At 46.5% G+C, this 17560-nt stretch carries 8 protein-coding genes; all 8 read right to left on the bottom strand.

Annotation, left to right across the window (positions count from 1 at the left end; all coding sequences use genetic code 11):
- Nucleotides 1–95: 95 nt before the first annotated feature.
- The gene (locus tag NBH16_RS13930; protein WP_005863499.1) at nucleotides 96–917 is read right to left on the bottom strand and encodes an alpha/beta hydrolase; all 822 of its coding nucleotides are present in this window, start codon (nucleotides 915–917) and stop codon (nucleotides 96–98) included.
- Between the two features lie 72 nt (nucleotides 918–989).
- Nucleotides 990–3308, bottom strand: a complete 2319-nt coding sequence (locus tag NBH16_RS13925) for a GH92 family glycosyl hydrolase (protein ID WP_284705631.1) — start codon at nucleotides 3306–3308, stop codon at nucleotides 990–992.
- Between the two features lie 57 nt (nucleotides 3309–3365).
- Nucleotides 3366–6050: a family 78 glycoside hydrolase catalytic domain gene (locus NBH16_RS13920; RefSeq protein WP_211738732.1), complete on the bottom strand. Its 2685-nt coding sequence runs from the start codon at nucleotides 6048–6050 to the stop codon at nucleotides 3366–3368.
- Between the two features lie 117 nt (nucleotides 6051–6167).
- Entirely contained in the window at nucleotides 6168–11138 is a 4971-nt protein-coding gene (locus NBH16_RS13915) for a C10 family peptidase (RefSeq protein ID WP_250788760.1), read from the bottom strand.
- Between the two features lie 181 nt (nucleotides 11139–11319).
- Nucleotides 11320–12084, bottom strand: a complete 765-nt coding sequence (locus NBH16_RS13910; RefSeq protein WP_121960703.1) for a DNA-binding domain-containing protein — start codon at nucleotides 12082–12084, stop codon at nucleotides 11320–11322.
- A 359-nt stretch (nucleotides 12085–12443) separates the two neighbouring features.
- Nucleotides 12444–13391 carry a tyrosine-type recombinase/integrase gene (locus NBH16_RS13905; RefSeq protein WP_009275201.1) on the bottom strand — a complete coding sequence of 316 codons (948 nt, stop codon included), beginning with the start codon at nucleotides 13389–13391 and terminating at the stop codon, nucleotides 12444–12446.
- Between the two features lie 62 nt (nucleotides 13392–13453).
- Nucleotides 13454–15196 (bottom strand): PD-(D/E)XK nuclease domain-containing ATP-binding protein, encoded by a 1743-nt coding sequence (locus tag NBH16_RS13900; RefSeq protein WP_250788759.1) that lies wholly within the window; start codon nucleotides 15194–15196, stop codon nucleotides 13454–13456.
- A 128-nt stretch (nucleotides 15197–15324) separates the two neighbouring features.
- Nucleotides 15325–17526, bottom strand: coding sequence for a GH92 family glycosyl hydrolase (locus NBH16_RS13895; RefSeq protein WP_250788758.1), 2202 nt, complete (start codon nucleotides 17524–17526; stop codon nucleotides 15325–15327).
- Between the last annotated feature and the right edge of the window lie 34 nt (nucleotides 17527–17560).

The following is a 17560-nucleotide window of genomic DNA, read 5'->3' as shown; positions in this document are numbered from 1 at the left end:
TATTTGGCAATGAGTCGTACATAGTCCCGGAAAAATCGGTTCTCCGGGACTTCAGTTTACAAAATGTCAAAATGTCAAATCGCCAAACGGTCTTATCACAAGGCCTTCATCTTCAAGAAATGCTTCCAGAAAAAGAGGATCTGGTAATCAATAGAATTATTCCAGTATTGTGAATCGTGATTACCCGGGCGAGTGATAAAGTCGTGGTCGATGCCTTGTTTTAATAACGCTTCGTGGTAGTTCTTATTCACCTCCAAAAAGAAATCGCTGTCACCGCAATCGAAGATCAAAGCGATCTGGTCTTTCCTCAAGGTTGGAACCAAATTGATAACCGTGTACTTCTCCCAGTTTTCCGGATATTTCGCCTTCTCACCTATTTGCACGCTCATCTCCCAGTTTTTCGGGAAAGGGCGGATATCCACGCCACCGCTGGTACTTCCCGCCGCGGAGAAAACATCGCTATGACGAAGGCCATTCCACATAGCGCCATGTCCACCCATGCTCAAACCAGTAATAGCACGTCCCTTACGATCGGCCACTGTCTTATAATGGGAATCCACGTATTTCACCAACTCATCCGAGATGAAAGTCTCATACCGTACATCAGCGTTCAAAGGGCTATCCCAATACCACGTATTCTTACCATCCGGGCATACGAAAAAGATACCCTTCTCATCAGCGATCTTAGGTAGATCCGGCTTGATACCGACCCATGTACGAGCGTTACCGCCATAGCCATGTAACAAATAAATCACCGGACACGCTTCCGTCGCGGCCATATCCGGACTTACCACGACTACCTCTATACTTTTATTCATCGAAGGACTTTTCACTTGCAAAGTATCTACCTTCGCTGCCTGTAAACCGAGCGGAAGCAAACAAACCAACGCTACCGCTACCTTTTTCATCCAATTCATATCAGTGAACATTAATGATTAATTCCCCGTAGCCTTGTTTTCAAGGAACTACGGGGACAAATATACAGATTTCTACTCGATGCCCCAAGTCTTGTCCGGTGTAGTCCCCATCTCCAATTCTAGTACGCCACCTTTCATAATATCCTTATAATCAAGATAGCATCTCGTATAATCCGTCCCGTTTAATTTAGCGGATTGGATATAGGTGTTTTCCGGGGTATTTCGGTTGGCTCGTATGATAAATGTATTCCCTTCGCCAACCTGAATCTCAGTCTTCTCAAAAACCGGGCTGGATATCTCATAGCGAGTATCTCCCGGACAAACCGGATACAAACCACATGCCGCCAATACATACCAAGCGGACATCTGACCGACATCCTCGTTTCCAACCAAGCCTTCTACCTTATTCTTATACGCCTTATCGCAAATGAAACGAGACCATTTCTGGGTTTTCCACGGCTGTCCCAAATGATTGTACAAGAAAGGCACATGATGAACCGGCTCGTTCGCATGATTGTAATAAGCGTTCCACAGGAAATCCGTTGGTGTCTTGTCGAACATCGTATCCAGATCGGCAATCACCCGTTCCGTTCCTCCCATCAGTTCCACCATACCCGGAATATCGTGAGGCACGAACCACCCCTGTTGCAGCTCATTGCATTCCATACAGCCGTACCATTCCTTCAGCTTACCCTCTTCCGGCCAAGCCTCAAACCGGCCATTCGCATCTCTCGGGCGGAAGCTATGTTTCTCCGCATCATATAAATTCCGGTAAGACTGAGCCAACTTCGCATAATAAACCGCATCCTCCTGTTTTCCTAATGATTTCGCCAACTGAGACATACACCATTCCGTATACGCATACTCCAAGGTTTTGGAGATACTCTGCGGATTCGGGGTATAGCCCAACTCCGCATTCCCGAACATTCTCGAAGTTTTATCCGCATACCGATAAGCCTTTTCCATATCCAAGCTACAAATACCTTTCGCATAGGCATCCGCCAAGACCGATATAGCCGGATTTCCTAACATACAACCGCTATAGGCGTTCAACAACTCCCATCGCTCATAGTACTCACGACCACTCTCCTCTGCCATCGTTGTCAATGACTTCAACAAATCATTCACCAATACCGGATTAATAATCGTTTGCAAAGGCATCTGACTACGGAACACGTCCCAACCGCTAAAGATCGTACGTTTCGTGAACGTATCCGACTTATGCGCTTTTCCGTCCGCGCCCATATACTGACCATCCACATCCGTGTAAATCCTCGGATCGATCATCGTATGATACAAGGAGGTATAGAAGATCACCTTTTGCTCATCCGTTCCACCGCTGACATCCATCTTAGCCAAAGCCGTATCCCACAACGAGCGGGCACGAGAACGTACCGCGTCAAAATCCCAATCCTTGATCTCCGCTTTCAAGTTCTTTTCCGCACCCTCCAAGCTTACAAAGGAAATACCGGCCTTGAAAAGAACCTCCTCATTCGCTTCGGTCTCAAACTCCGTAAAGAACCCGAGGTGCTCACCCTCATATGCCTTTGGTCTCTCCGAAATCTTTGCGTTCGCTGTCAATGTCTGGAAAGCCGAGCTCTCCACGAATTCCCGATGCCGATCCTGCCCAGCCGGGATATCCACGCTCCATACACCATAATCTTTCAACGGTTTGGAGAACTGCGCATAAAAATACACGGTATACCGGGAAGAACCCTCACCATTCCCCCAGCCTCCGCCTTCCGGCGTACATTCCATTCGTCCGGCGATCGTATGGTCTTCTATCACTTGAACCGCCTGATACGTAGAAGTACCTCCTACACGACGGGCTAAGTCCAACTGGATGCGAGACTGCTTATTCTCGGGGAAAACGAATCTCAGCATACCGCTATGAGGAGCCGCTGTCGCCTCCGCTTGTATCTGGTAATCGCTCAGCAATACCTTATAATATCCAGCCTTGGCCTCCTCGGATGATTTATCATACCGGGAACGATACCCGGTTACGCCCCCCTCTTTTCCCGAGTTCGTGCGCAGATCGCCCACGGTAGGCATTACCAATAAATTACCCAGATCACCGTACCAGCCGATACCACTCATCTGCGTAAAGGCGAATCCCTCGATCGTCTCATGCTCGTAGCTATATCCGGAACCATTGTCGCCCCCTGTAATCGTATTCGGACTTACCTGTACCATACCGAAAGGGGTGGTCGCACCGGGGAAGGTCTTCCCCAAGCCATGGTAAGCACCGGCCGCCTCCGTATTCGTACTCGCCCCGATAAAGGGATTTACATAATCTGTTCCCGCCATCAGATCTTTCTTTTGAGAGCCGCAAGCTACGGTAACCAATCCCAATAAGCCGAAAGCAGAGGCTAATAATGTTTCTTTAATCATGTTATATTCGTAGTATTAAGTTATATTTATTTCCAAAAGAAGGGAATCATATGATTCCTATTCCGCAGGCAGCGATAGCGTGTGTTTTCCACTTTCCAACAGAATCGAACCCGCCGATATTTCTACATTATTCCCATCTAACACACAATTCGATACGTTAAATGGAGCGATAAAGGTCGCCGTACTATTCGCTGGTATCTCCAGATCAAGGGAAAGCGATCGGTTCTCCATAGTCCAAGACACACGTGCCGTACCGTAAGGGGTCTCTCTCGCCACCCTCGCCCACGTCACGCCATCCGGCACTTGCGGTTTGATAAAGAAATGTTTATAGCCCGGCCTATCCTCATCCGGCAAGATCCCTCCGATCGCCTGACAGAACCAAGCGCCAATGCCATTGAAACAATTATGAACCTTACTACGTTCTCCCGACCAGTATTCCCAAGTCGTAGAAGCCCCTTGATCGATCATATATAGATATCCCGGTAGCTCTCTCTTTTTCAGCATGGAATAGAGAAAATCAGCCTCTCCGTTCTTTATCGCCCAATCGGTCAAGATCGTAACACCCACCAAACCGGAACCGATATGGCCCTTACAATTCTCCAAAGTCTCTCGATATAAACCTTCCTTTACCTCGGGCATATGCTGTTCATCTGTCACGCCGACCAACATCGGATAAATCCGATCGATCTGGGAGCCTGTAGCGTACTGTTTCTTCTCCGGATCATAGAAAGTCTTCTGGATAAGCTCGTTCAATCGTTGGCGACGCTCTTTATACTTAGCGGCATCCTCCGCTTTCCCCAATACCTTCGCGATCTTCTCCATCGTAGTGAGGCAATCGCTTATAAAGCAGTTGCTAACCAGATCTACCGATGACTGCGCCGTATAATCGACACCCGCCGGAGCCAACCAATCCCCTAAATACCATGCCCGATAATCCGTATCCGGCCAACGTTTCAGCAACCCATCGACCGTATACGCATCCACATAACGCAACCAATGTCGCATAACCGGATAATATCGCTCGATCAGACGGCTATCCCCATAATTCAAATAAGTCTGCCACGATCCCGTGATAATAAAGCCACACCAATACGGACCACCTCCCGCCGGGTATGGATTCGGTACGCAATGCGGCATACCCCCATCCTCACGGATGCAATCCTGCCACATCTGCATCCAGTTCATATACACGGAAGAGCCCTCATACAATGTCTGGAAACTCTTACAAGAGGCATTTCCATCCCCACCGTATCCCATACGCTCATAATGCGGGCAGTCTACGATATAACCACTGAAAGCTAGGTTCTTGAAAGTATATTTGATCATCGCATAGATAGCATTCAAGTCCGGATCCGAGCACTCGAAAGACGAGGCATCCTTATAATCCGTATGAATCAGATAGCCGGTTACCTCCTCGGGGGCTTTCGCCAAACCGGATATCCTTATATATTGAAACGCATGGTGGTTAAATTTATTTCGGAATACCTCTTTGCCTTGTCCGGAACCGATATACCAATCCTCATACTGTCCGTTCTCCTCTTGTGGCTTGAAATCTTCGTTTTCATTTAACCAATCCGTATATTCCATACGGACCCGGTGGCCTTCCGGTAATTTTGGGAAACTCAGCTCGACCCAACCATTCAACGCCTTTCCCAGATCTACGAGCCAAATACTATCCCCTATTTGTTTGATTCCTTTGGGACGGATAATCTCTTGTATTCGATTAGGCTCACACATCTGGGGACTTACCTCTATCCCGGGTACCTCCACCTCCAATACCGGCGTCCAATCCAGTTTGTCAAGCGTAGCGGTTGTCAAATCTGGCAACGCCTTTCGCCCATCCACACATTCACCCCCGAATTGATGGGGATACCAAGTACCGGTACCGGTCTCACCATACATACTTCCCCGGCCTTCCCAAGAGCTATCCGTAACGAGTAGCGTACTTGCGGTACCATTTGCTTGGATCTCGTCCAATCGCAGTTTAACCAACGGCCCATCATGAACGGCATTAAAAGTAGCTTTTCTGTACCAACCACGGCCCAACCAAAGCAATAAGTCGTTTATTCCCTGCTTTGCGTACGGCGTAAGATCGTACGTCACCGATAATGATCTTTTGTTTAATTGAGATACCGCAGGCGAGAGAACATCTTCCGATACCTTCCTCCCATTTAAATAGATCTCATGATACCCTAAGGAGTTTACATGAAGGAGTAATGTGGCATCACGGTCTTGAAGCTCGAACTTCTTCCTTAACATCGGATTCTTCTCATCCGGCATCCCTATATATTTCCCTTGCCATTCCGCTTTATCCAAAAGCCCGATCCCAAAGCGATTGACCAGACTCCAGTCCGAGGATTCCCCTTTATCGCCCCATACCCGGACTTTCCAATAGGCCAGCACACTAGATCGCAACTCTTTCCCTCGATAAGGGACCATCACGGAAGCGGACGATTCCACCTTACCTGAATTCCATAGATCGGCTTTGCCTTGAGCCAGCAAGGAACTATCCGTGGCTACTTGTATCTCAAAATACGCTTGCCGCATAGTTTGCCCGTCTGTCTCGATTTTCCAGCTAAAATGGGGATGGGTATTGTCGATCGCGACCGGATTCTCCAAGTTCTCACAACGAAGATCTTTTAAGATGATCCTCCGCCCGGATTCACAGCCCGACATCAGTAACAATAGGGTCACAAAGTAGATAGATATACATTTCATGATAAATAGATTGAGATTACGCATGAATATACTTTCTAATGGCTTACGATACTTATATCCCCGATAAATATTAAGATTTATTAAACAAGAAAGGCGAGCCACTCGCAAATGACTCGCCTTCCTATGATTCCTCAAGAATGGCTAGAAGCGGATCTTGTAGGATTGGTTGCCAATATAAATTATATAAGACCCTTGTGGAATACTCGTGATAGTCTCGCCTACAGGCAAAGATAAGTTCCTATACAAACGCCCTTCGAATGTAACGATACAAGCTGTGTCCATAACAGGAGTCTGGATATGCAATCGCCCATTCTCTCCCCATACTCGCAAGCCATTGGGATCTACCTCTGCGTTATCAGTAGGATTATCTTTCACGATGCCTGTTACGGTAACAACGATATTACTCGTTACTTTCTCAATCACATAACGGCCGCTTGATACCGGACCAAGTACTGAGCCATTCGCTTTCACTGTCAGTTGAGGCGCACTGTAGCCGTCCTTCAAAGTCAGCGTGAACGCAAAACTCTTGCCGGATTCTACATTCGTAGAAGACTCCGCAATCAAGGTAGCGCCCTCTACAACCGGCAATGTCACCATGTAGGTGGTCGGGGTTGGCTCCGGTTCTGGTTCCGGATCCGGAATCCTATTACCTGCCGCCGTAATCACCAAGGTAGCCGTGATCTTCTCCAATGCGAAAGCACCCGTGCCAGAATTGTATGTATAATCCGTAGACGCTAGCGTATTCTCTCCCATCTTCACAGTAATGGATGTCGGGAGCGTATAGCCGGAGGCTGCTTTCAGCGTAAGTTCCACTTTGGAATCCTTAGCCAAAGGCTCGAAAGAAACCGGATCGGAAGTGAGGTTAACAAGATTCAGGATTACCTCAAAGAAGCCCTCTTGTACACCTTTAGCCTCAATGACGATCTCGCCATCCACATTCTCAATCTCGATTATTCCCGTCGTATTGTCATACGTATAGTACTCAGAACCTGCTGCCCTAAGCAAATTCTTTTGCTTCAACAAACGACCACCCATCATCACCTTTATGACATAAGGGAATTTGTATCCCGTAGCTGGTGCTAATTCACATTTGAATGGTTCTCCTTCTTTCACAGTCTCTCCGGAAGTCTTAATCTCTATGTTCTCGGTCTGTTCTTTCACTTGGAAGATCTCCGCACCAGAAGCTTTAATGGAAACCTCAGCGGTTACGTTCTTTATTTCTATCTCCCCGGTCTTCGGATCATAGGTATAACCGGAACCAGCAGCCAGCACTTTACCACCCATCATCACCTCGATCGTAGAAGGAAGCCCGTACTGTGGCGTCACTACAGATAACTTACCGGTCAAGGTCTCACCATGTTTAATCTTCTTGCCTTGCGAGATATCAGAAGTCAAGTCTTTTAACGTAAGGGCTACCGCATAGCTCTTCTGTACGCCTTGCGCCGTGATCGCTAACTCACCGGTTACTTTCTTCAAAGAGATTTTTCCCGTAGCGGCATCATAGGTATAATCAGTTACGTCTACCAATGTTTTACCACCCATCGTTACCGTGATCTCAGTTGGAAGTGTATAACCCTCATTTGCGGAAAGTACACAAGCGAAGGCTTCACCAAATTGAACTTTAGTGTCCGACTTGATATCGGAAGTTATATTTGCCAATGTAGCGGTAACTGAATAGCTCTTTTTCACACCTTGTGCGGTAATGGAGAGCTTCCCTGTAATCTTCGCCAAAGAGAAAGCTCCTGTGGAAGTGTTATAGGTATAATCCGTACCGGCAACCAAGGTCTTATCACCCATCTTCACCGTGATCGTGGTTGGAAGTATATGACCTTCAGCCGCCTTCAAGGTCAATTCAACTTTGCCATTAACTAATACCGGATCAAAAGAAGCAGGTTCGGAAGTAACTCCAGCCAAATTGAGTATCACCTCATAATGGCGATCATCAATACCGGAAGCTTTCACGGTCAAGTCACCGGAAACTGCCTTGATCACGACTTTACCCGTTTTAGCGTCGTAGGTGAACTCTTCCGCTGTCAATGCGTCATTGCCCTTCAAGATACTGATCGCATCCGGAAGCTTGTAGTTCGTAGCGGCTTTCAAGGTGAAAGTGAACGATTCGCCTTCCTTCACGGTCGTAGCCGAGGTAATGGCCGGCGTGGAGGTTAGGTTCTTCAATTCTGCCGTTATCTTATAAACGGATGGTTCAGACACTCCTTCAGCGGTAATGGCTACCTCACCTCTCACATTCAATATCTCTACTTTGCCTGTCTTGGCATCGTAGGTATATCCCTTTCCTGCCTCTAAAGTGGAACCGGACATCTTTATCGTAATCGTTGACGGAAGCATGTAACCGCTATTCGCTGATAAGGTAAAAGAGAATGCCTCTCCTTCTTTCACGGTCGTAGCGTCTACGATGGCAGGGGAAGAAGACAGATTCGACAAATTAGCCTTAACGGGATATGTGGCGGCTTGGATCGGATCGGCTTTAGCAGTGATGACGATATCGCCGGTCACGCTATTGATATATACATATCCATTCGCTGGATTATAACTATAGATTTCCGGATCTAGGGTATTCCCGTCCATCGTAATCGTAACTGAAGATGGAAGTTGATATCCCATACTCGGAAGTAATACAAGCACCAAGGACTTCTGGTCTATGACAGTTGTCACCTCGTCTTGGACAGTCAAATCTTGCAAATTCACTTGGACCTTATGGGTTGTTATCGGAGTTTCCGATATGATAAGACTTGCGTTCTTATTATCGGTGGGAACACTCTTTCCTCCCACAGTCCCAACAGAAACAGACACATTTGCGTATTCATCTTCTGTAATTGGCCGCCCCGAACTTAGCAAGAACCGATAACTAGCCCCCTCCGCAAGATTACCGACAGCTAATGGCTCTTTTGTATAATGATAATTCTTATCAATCGTCTCTAGTTTAAGTTCTGTCTTCTGTTCGCCATCTACATAATATAACTTAATTTGGTCTATTGACTCTGCAACTAAAGATGTAGATAGTTTAACCTCTTTTCCCACAAGACAAGGATCTGCCTTATCAAAAGTATAAGTGAAAGGTATTTCCGTATTCACGGTTCCAATGACAGGGTCTGGAGTAATCTTTCCTTCGATGCGATTCAAAAATACCATCGATTTATCTTTTACCCCACCCTTAGAATTAACCATATCGGATTCGATATATATTTGAATATCGTAAACCAACTCGCCAGCCTTGGCAGACAGCACCTTGAGATAATTTATATATGACCCATTAGTGATTTGCTCCAGGCTCACCGGCACGTCGAAAGAGCCATCTGTACCGATCTCGGCCTTTGTCCCTTGATTTGCTTTATAAATATCGCGATCACCATAATAAACATTCAATTGTCCTTTCCATGCGGCATAATCTTTCAAGGTATAACGCAAAATGACATTTTCCGCCACATTGGCGAGACCGTAAGAAATCCTATCTGTATTGTAATCGTTATATTCAGAGTTATCCAAACCCGTTATTGCCAAATACTTGTCATCAAAACCATTCCAACGAATGCTCACATTTATAGGTCTTACATTCGGATCGTCCGGATCATCATTTGAATTTCGCACTCCATTCATATCAATATATAAAGGAGCCTCAGCCGTACCTGTCATGACTACCCAATTCTCTCCATCCCTTGAATAAACCGGAAGAATTTTCTCTCCCTCTGCTAGAGCCTCGGTCAGCTGACATTTGAAATCCCAATATGTAGACTTTTGCATCCAAATTGAAACCTCTGGTGATGGCGTACTGATACGCTTCTTGATTTTTCCATCCGCTCCGATCACGGCCATATCCACTGAACCGTAGAACTCTGCATTCCCTATATTTTTCGCACCTACGTTAATCGTAAAATCTGTATTTACCGCTAGTTGACCTGATAGTTCAAGAGACAAATACTTCAACATATATATTTTCGTATCACCAGCCTTTGGAGGACGTATACCTATTCCCATCCCATATAAAACGTAAGGATCATCCCCGCCGTCGGAATCCAATGCGGAAAGTAAAAAATATCCATTGCTGATACCTCCCCACCCCCAGTTAATATGAAAAGCCTCATCTTCCTTATAGCCATCACAAATGAAAGCATGGCCACCTTCGCTATTATTCCCACTGTAAATAACAGGTCGATTACTTTCCAATTCATCTCTTACCAACTTTTTCCATTCTGTCCAACGATAATCCGATTTATTAACGTATCGCAAGCCATCACTATAACCGTATACAGAGTTAAGCCTCTCTATCGCATTCTTTGTATTAGCTCCACTTACATCAACAGAATACCCCATATCAACATTGGCCCCAATCTGCCACATCAAGGACGCTACAGTATTTGCCTCTTCCTCCGTAAATTCTCCATCTTTATAAATAAGAGGCATCTTGTCCCACTCATACGGCCCGTAGGAAACAGGAAGTCCACTCCAATATTCATTTACTCTATTACTGCTAGTAACAGTCTCTACCGGATACTCATGATATCTCATGACAATGGCAAGTGCCGTAGCTACACATCCGGTTACAGCATGGTATCCATCAATGATGGGTGTCTGCCGATTGTACGGATCTCCTTGATCCCACCTTGCGGTCGTAAGCAGTACCTCGGTAGAAGCCGCCCTCAAATTACCAGCTAGGTATCGCCCCCACTCGGATTGGATATTCACCGAGGCTTCCAAGTCTTTACGTTCGGCATAAGTGATCTGGCTTTGATAGAAAGCTAACATCGCACGCAAGTTGTCCGGCAAATTATTCGGATCAAAATTACCCTCGTCCGATTGTCCCAGAACCGGATAAGCACGATCATCACCGGAGACGATCACGAATCCCTTGTTTCCCGGTACATTAAACACGAAATAGTCCACAGCACCATCAACCGTCCCGCTTCGTAACGCAGAACTTGATTTTCCCGGTGCCGCCGCATAAACCAACGATAAGTCTCCAGCCGAGCGCAAGCCCGAACCCGCATTAGCCACGTTCTCCGCCACCTTGCGGGCCGTGGACACATCTATCCTTTCCGCCCAGACCATCGTGGCCGACAGGCAAAGGATCAGCATTAGTAAAAGTTGTTTTCTCATGAATTATAAATTTATAATGAATAAATGATTTAACATTCGTTAGTAAGGGGGATGGGAACAACGGTGTTCCCATGGGTGGGAAAGCCCCGGTTGATAGGCATGGGAAAGCCTCGGTTCCCATGGCTGGGAGCAACAGTGTTCCCTACCCTAGGTATAGAGGCTCTCCCATCCCGCTATGCGCCTAGATCTCGTCCGGGCTTTCACTGTCGCCTCCTCCTCCTACGCCAACGGTCAGGAGTATGGGAAATTTGTAGGTGCGTGGGTCTTTTACGAGAGAATAGCCCGCACCTGCCTGCGTAGTGACACTCAGCCAGTACTGCCCCTCGGCGAGTGGAGGGATCTGGATGATGATCTCGCTCTTGGTGTTACGTACGATAAGGGAGACCTTCACGGGCGTGGCGCCCTCCTCGTCCTTGGTGAAGTAGACGCCTACAGATGGATCATCCCCCTTGATAAGCAGCGTGCTGCCGAAGATGATGGCCGGGGCGTTCGGAGTGATATGGAGGTTCTTCTCCTTCGTGGTAGAATCCGTGAGGCTCTCGATCATCGGGCCCACAGTGGCTACGTCGGCGTTCACGTAGATGTTTTCTAGCGCCTTCAGGAGGGTGGCGCTGGGGGTGAACATTACGGTGATCTTATTCTCCGTAGAGCGGAAGTCTGATTTCTTTCCGTCGAACGAGCCGTTGATAGTGAGCAGCCATTGCCCGAACTTGTTCACCACGCAACGGCCTTGGGCGAGGGCCTCGATCATCTCGTCGTAGGAGAGGTCGAGGATGTTGGTGATCGTCTCCGGACGATACTCGGTACGTTTCTTCACGATGCGGTTCGAGATGTCTGAGGTCCGCGTGGTTCCGGTGATGCGGATCTTTCCGGTGTAATCACCGGCTTTCTCGGTTAACACGTTGTCGTACAGATCTACGGTCAAGATGGTCTTTTCTTCTGCCATGATGTTTTTTGTCTTTAATGCCCCGTGGTAGTGAGGCGTTACCTTTTAATAATGTTTATCACCCTTATTCGCGAAATAAGGGGAGGAGATATCGCACGTCCAACATAAACTAAAAAAAACACGTATAACCACTATTTTTAACCGCATATCCACGATATATGCGCAATAAGCATAAATTTGGATTAATTAGAGGATACGATATCTGTATCCCCTTCAATTCCTATTTCTTAATAAATAGATAAAAGTGATTGTTTATCAATAATATTTTTTACATTTGCCAAGCCTTCCGTTGAAAATAGCCTATTATAGGTAATTTTTATGCTGAATAGGCTATTCCCCTTATTTCGCGAATAAGGGTATCATCCAGCCGCCAAAAGCAAATCCACCTCTTCCGTCACCCTAGCGTTCGCACGATTCAATTCTGACTGTTCCAAAGAGGCCAGATAAAAACGTGTTGTTTTTTCCGAGGTATGCCCCAACGCTTGGCTAATGATCGATAAAGGGACTTGTTTCCGCAAGGCGTTCGTTGCCCATGTATGGCGGAAAACATACGAGGTCAGATGAATGGGACGAGATAGCGCACGACCGATCTTCTTCAACGAGTTATTATACGAACGCAGTATCGCCTTGTATTCCTCATGCCCTACCTCTCTACCCGGAGATAAAATAGGGAAAAGGTACGGGGAAGAAGCGTCCGCATACTTATTAATCAACCGCCGCATCCCCGCTGTTATCCCGACACGGATTAAGGTCCCCGTCTTCTTACGCCGATATACGATCTCCTCGCCATACAGGTTCGCCGTAGTCAAGCGAGCCATATCCGCGAAAGGCATGCCGCAAGATAAATAGGCGAACGTACAATAGTCGATCACGCACGCCAAATCCGGCTCCTCAGACTTCAAGGTCACGATCTCCCGGAGCGACTCGTTTCCCAACGCCCTAGATCCGGCTCTTTCCCGCTTCAAGTTCAAGTATGCGAAAGGCGATACGACGCAAGCCGGCAACAGACCATCCCGGCAAGCTTGGTTATAAATCGAGCGAAAGTTGCTGAGGTATGTATTCACGGTATTCACTCGCAAACCGGCGGATTGCAGATAAGCGACAAAACGGCTTATTAAGCCCGGGGTTATCTCCGGGAAAAAAAGGTTTCTCCTACCCAGAAAGGCGCAGATCCAATTACGGGTCGTCCTATATAAATCGGCAGTGTTATGTTTCCCCGCTAAACGTTTCTCCCGGATGCGTTCGGTGGCATAGGTATAAAATGTGATGCCCGCCTTGCCCAAGCGGTTATTCTTTCTCTTGCTCATATCTCCTTTTTTGATGATTAAACGTATTATTATCTACCATCAAAAATAGCATAAAAACAAAATCAAGCCAAGTCCATCTCGCAAACAGCAAGCTTCCAACCCTTAAAGACCAAGGTGACAAGACGAAGCTCCGTATCCCCCTTAGTAGCGTGAACCTTCGGGTCTGCGGCGTAACGGCGTAACTGGATGGCGGCCTCGGCTCTCAACGCCTCGATTTCCGTTTCGGAAGCGTCCCGACGGGCGTATTTCACCTCCACGATATAGCTAAAGCCTATCTCGGGCTGGTGGATCAAGTCGGGCATCATGTAGAAATCGGCGTACCCCTTGTTGGCCTCATACTCCGGATAAATTATATAGGTACGGGTCAAGCCTAGATAAGCCAGTAGGAAACCTTTCACGTGCGCCTCCCCCTCTATGAACTCGCAGATAGCGCTCTGCCGCTCCAGCTCGGAGGAAAAATACTCGAACACAGGCTTCCAGTCTCCGTCGTAAGCCATGTCCTTTACCAGATCATGAAGCTTGTATAACTCTATTGAGAAGACATCAGCTTCCCGGTAAGCCTCGATCAGATAGGTATATAATTGCTCACGTACCGTCAGGTTGGGAACGCCCAGAAGGGTATCTCCACGCTTGGTACCCTTGATGGAGAGCAACCCGAAATAGTAAAGCAGGCTCTTGAAGTTGTCCGGCTTGGCGATATCCTCGGCAGGAAAAGCATCCTTGATTACTGCGGTGGTCTCGCCGTTGTTCACGATCTCCTGGATGATCGAAGCGTTCGTGCCGAACCGCTTGTCGAGACGGATCAAATGGCGGAGCTTGTTGTAGTCCGTGCGGATGTTGTTGTCGATCATCTTATCCGGGGCCGATCTCAAGGGCAGGTAATTGCTGATGAAATACAGTACCATATCCGAGTTGTACATAGGCTCGTCCAGACTCTTCGTAGAGAAACGGTAGTTATCGTACCACGGCTTCATCAAGTTGATCAGATCGTCCACACTATCCTCAAAACCTGTCTCGCTCTTGTAATAGGCCAGCATCTCCCGTACCTCTCCCTCGCTAAAACCTATGATTCCATTAAAGCGGTAATCTGTCGTCATGTTGGCTCCGATATTGAAACCGCTGGTCACGTCGTCCATCGTCACTGGAGATACCCCAGTGATAAACATGCGCTTGATAGGGCCATCGCCCGTAGCCCCTTCTTTCAGTTTGTTGAAGAAATAACGGAAGAAGCCCGTACCGTGTGTCAATGCCTTGTAATGCTTCTCACCCATATTGGCGAGGATAGCGTTGGTGAAGTTATCATACTCGTCAATGAAGAGATAGATAGAGAGATTCAAGCGTTTAGCCTCACTGATCGTGTAGGTCAACTTCTCGTCAGCATTTGGCAGACTCTCCATTTTCTCCCGGAAGCCCGGATTGAAGAAACGTTCGTAGTAGTAGGCAAACTCCCGGAAACGAGCGGCACAGTGATCATTAAAAGAGCGGATCAACTCGTCAGGATCTGGGTTCACGCCTGCGAAATTGAAATCCAGTACAAGATATTGTCCCTGCTCCGGGGTCGGATGGGAGCCGATATATAAGTCGCCGAAGAGTTCCTCAAAAGAATCCTTACGGTTCACGTCATAATACCATCTGAGGACATTCAAGAATAGCGACTTCCCGAAACGGCGCGGGCGGATAAGGAAAAAGAAACTTGCGTTCCGCTCCACCTCCGCAATATAGCGAGTCTTATCAACATAATAATAATTGGCGGTACGGATTCGCTCGAAATCCGTCAGGCCATATGGAATTTGCTTCGTTGCCATAATATATCTCCTCCTGTTTATTTGTCACTTACGAATAAATCACTTGTTCGTAACTTACTTACGCAAAGATAACATCTACAAAATGATTTCACGAATCTTTGACCGTAGAATCATGCCGTCAAACCAAATCAATCGACAAACTCACCAGAAGGAGGATTCGCACCTTCTCCCACTCCCCACTTCTTATTAGGGTGGTCTCCCATAAACAATTCTAATGTTCCTCCCTTCATGACATCCTCATGAGTAAACCACGTCTTATTATACTCGGCGCCATTCAACTTAGCGGATTGAATGTATTTATTTTCCCACGAAACCCCATGAGCGATCATGGTAAACACTTTCCCGTTCGCCAACTGAATCTCCGATTTATCAAATAAAGGACTACCTATCGTATAAACAGGCACTCCCGGAGAAACCGGATAGAAACCTAAAGCGGAGAATACATAGAAAGCCGACATTCCACCACCATCCTCATCACCACAAACACCCATCAGATCATTCCTGAACCAACTTTCCATAAGCATACGAATCCGTTTTTGCGTCTTCCACGGCTGATCGGCGTAGTTATACAGATAAGGAATATGGAAACTAGGCTCATTTCCCATCACGAATTGCCCGACATTGCCCGTAGCGTCCGGATGAAGAGCGTAATATTGCCATTTTGACATTTTCATATCCTCAACAAATAACTGATCCAATCTCTCAATAAAAGGAGTGTTGCCTCCAAAAAGATCTATTAAATCCTGAATATGATGGCGTACATCCCAATTATAGGTCCAAGCATTATTCTCATCAAAATAAGCCCTAGCCCCGATACCTCCGGAAAAAATATAGTCGAACGGTTCTATAAACTTCCCATCTTTATCCTTCGGATGGAAGAAATGAGTCTCTTTGTTAAAGACATTCCGGTAATTATAAGAACGATCCTGAAAGAATCGATAATCCTCATCTTTTCCCAAATGTTTAGCTAATTGGGCGATACACCAATCGTCATAGGATGCGGCTGTAGTTACGGCTGCCGCTTGTCGCTGTTCAAATGGTCCTACCTCCGTAAACTCTTCTTTTTCTCCCGGATGCAAAGCGGGGAACCAGCCATTCTCATGATAAAAATCATCCAAGGCCGTTTTAGGTCCCCGGTACCAAGGGATCATGGACTCAGTCATCACCGTATGCTTCATACCCTCGAAAGCCTTTTCCACGTCAAACCGCAAGCCTTTATTCAAGGCATCCGCAAAGACACCTGCCGCATGGTTACCGTTCATGCAATGCGCATCCCCAAATACACAAGGGAAAGTAGGTATCCACCCGGATTGCTCATACATCCGGATATAAGACGCCAGTTTTTGTTCTTGAGCCTCCGGATTCAATAACACTTGCAACGGGTGAAGGGCCAGATAGGTATCCCATACCCAATCATCCACCCAGAAATCCACCCCATTATCTTCATGTACCTTTCCGTCATACGCACTAAAATATTTACCATCTTCAGAAATATTGATCATTCTTTCGTGCGCCCGATACAAGGCGGTATAAAATGTGGTCTTTTGATCCTCCGTGCCTCCTTCAATCTTTATTTTGCCTAACACGTCGTTCCATTTATCACGAGCTTGCGAGGCCAATTTCTCCAGATTGAAATCATTGATTTCATTATATAAATTCCGCTTGGCCTGTTCTACTCCAATATAAGAAATTCCATAACGGACATTTACCACATCCTTCGATTCCGGAAATTCAGCAAATACCAAAGAATGAGAGAGGCTATCAACTTGAATGGGCTGGGCATCAAACTCCAAATAAAAATAATGTTTTATCCCGGCGAAATTATCATATCCACACAAAGCTCCATCCTTTATATCGATCTCTCCTTTTCCATTGGCTTTCAACAAAATCAACCGTCGATCCGAATCCTCAAACCGAAAACGATAGATCGCCGATTTAGCAGCAGGCACAAAATCCACCCCTACGGAGAAATCATCCAAATACACCGAATAATTATAAGGCGTAGATTTCTCATGATCATATCGATATTTTAAATTCCCACCGAACTCCTTAACGTCCCCCCTATAAGGCAACAGCAACAATGAATGGCCTTGCCTATGGGAAGGACTATTTAGGGCCAGTCCCTCCATACGATCCGTCGTAAACTCATTATGAGTCGGAATCATTCGCAACATGCTGTTAGGCAGGTGGGTAGTGGGATAGGTAGGCACAAGTAAATGACTGATATTCCCAATCCGGTTATTCACATAATCTACTGGTGTTTTTTCTATTTTACTTATGCAACTACATAATAATAGAAACAAGGTTGTCTGAAATAATAGTTTCTTCATGAGATTGTAATTAATAATAACGATTCTCTAGCAT

It is taken from the genome of Parabacteroides sp. Y3-G-102, from assembly GCF_023656845.1.
Classification (GTDB): Bacteria; Bacteroidota; Bacteroidia; order Bacteroidales; family Tannerellaceae; genus Parabacteroides; species Parabacteroides distasonis.
This window is presented reverse-complemented; position numbering and strand designations above follow the sequence as displayed.

Excerpts from the sequence above, each read along its gene's own strand:
- NBH16_RS13915 (WP_250788760.1), bottom strand. The coding sequence starts at position 11,138 with ATGAGAAAACAACTTTTACTAATGCTGATCCTTTGCCTGTCGGCCACG.
- NBH16_RS13925 (WP_284705631.1), bottom strand. The coding sequence starts at position 3,308 with ATGATTAAAGAAACATTATTAGCCTCTGCTTTCGGCTTATTGGGATTG.
- NBH16_RS13895 (WP_250788758.1), bottom strand. The coding sequence starts at position 17,526 with ATGAAGAAACTATTATTTCAGACAACCTTGTTTCTATTATTATGTAGT.
- NBH16_RS13910 (WP_121960703.1), bottom strand. The coding sequence starts at position 12,084 with ATGGCAGAAGAAAAGACCATCTTGACCGTAGATCTGTACGACAACGTG.
- NBH16_RS13905 (WP_009275201.1), bottom strand. The coding sequence starts at position 13,391 with ATGAGCAAGAGAAAGAATAACCGCTTGGGCAAGGCGGGCATCACATTT.
- NBH16_RS13900 (WP_250788759.1), bottom strand. The coding sequence starts at position 15,196 with ATGGCAACGAAGCAAATTCCATATGGCCTGACGGATTTCGAGCGAATC.
- NBH16_RS13930 (WP_005863499.1), bottom strand. The coding sequence starts at position 917 with ATGAATTGGATGAAAAAGGTAGCGGTAGCGTTGGTTTGTTTGCTTCCG.
- NBH16_RS13920 (WP_211738732.1), bottom strand. The coding sequence starts at position 6,050 with ATGCGTAATCTCAATCTATTTATCATGAAATGTATATCTATCTACTTT.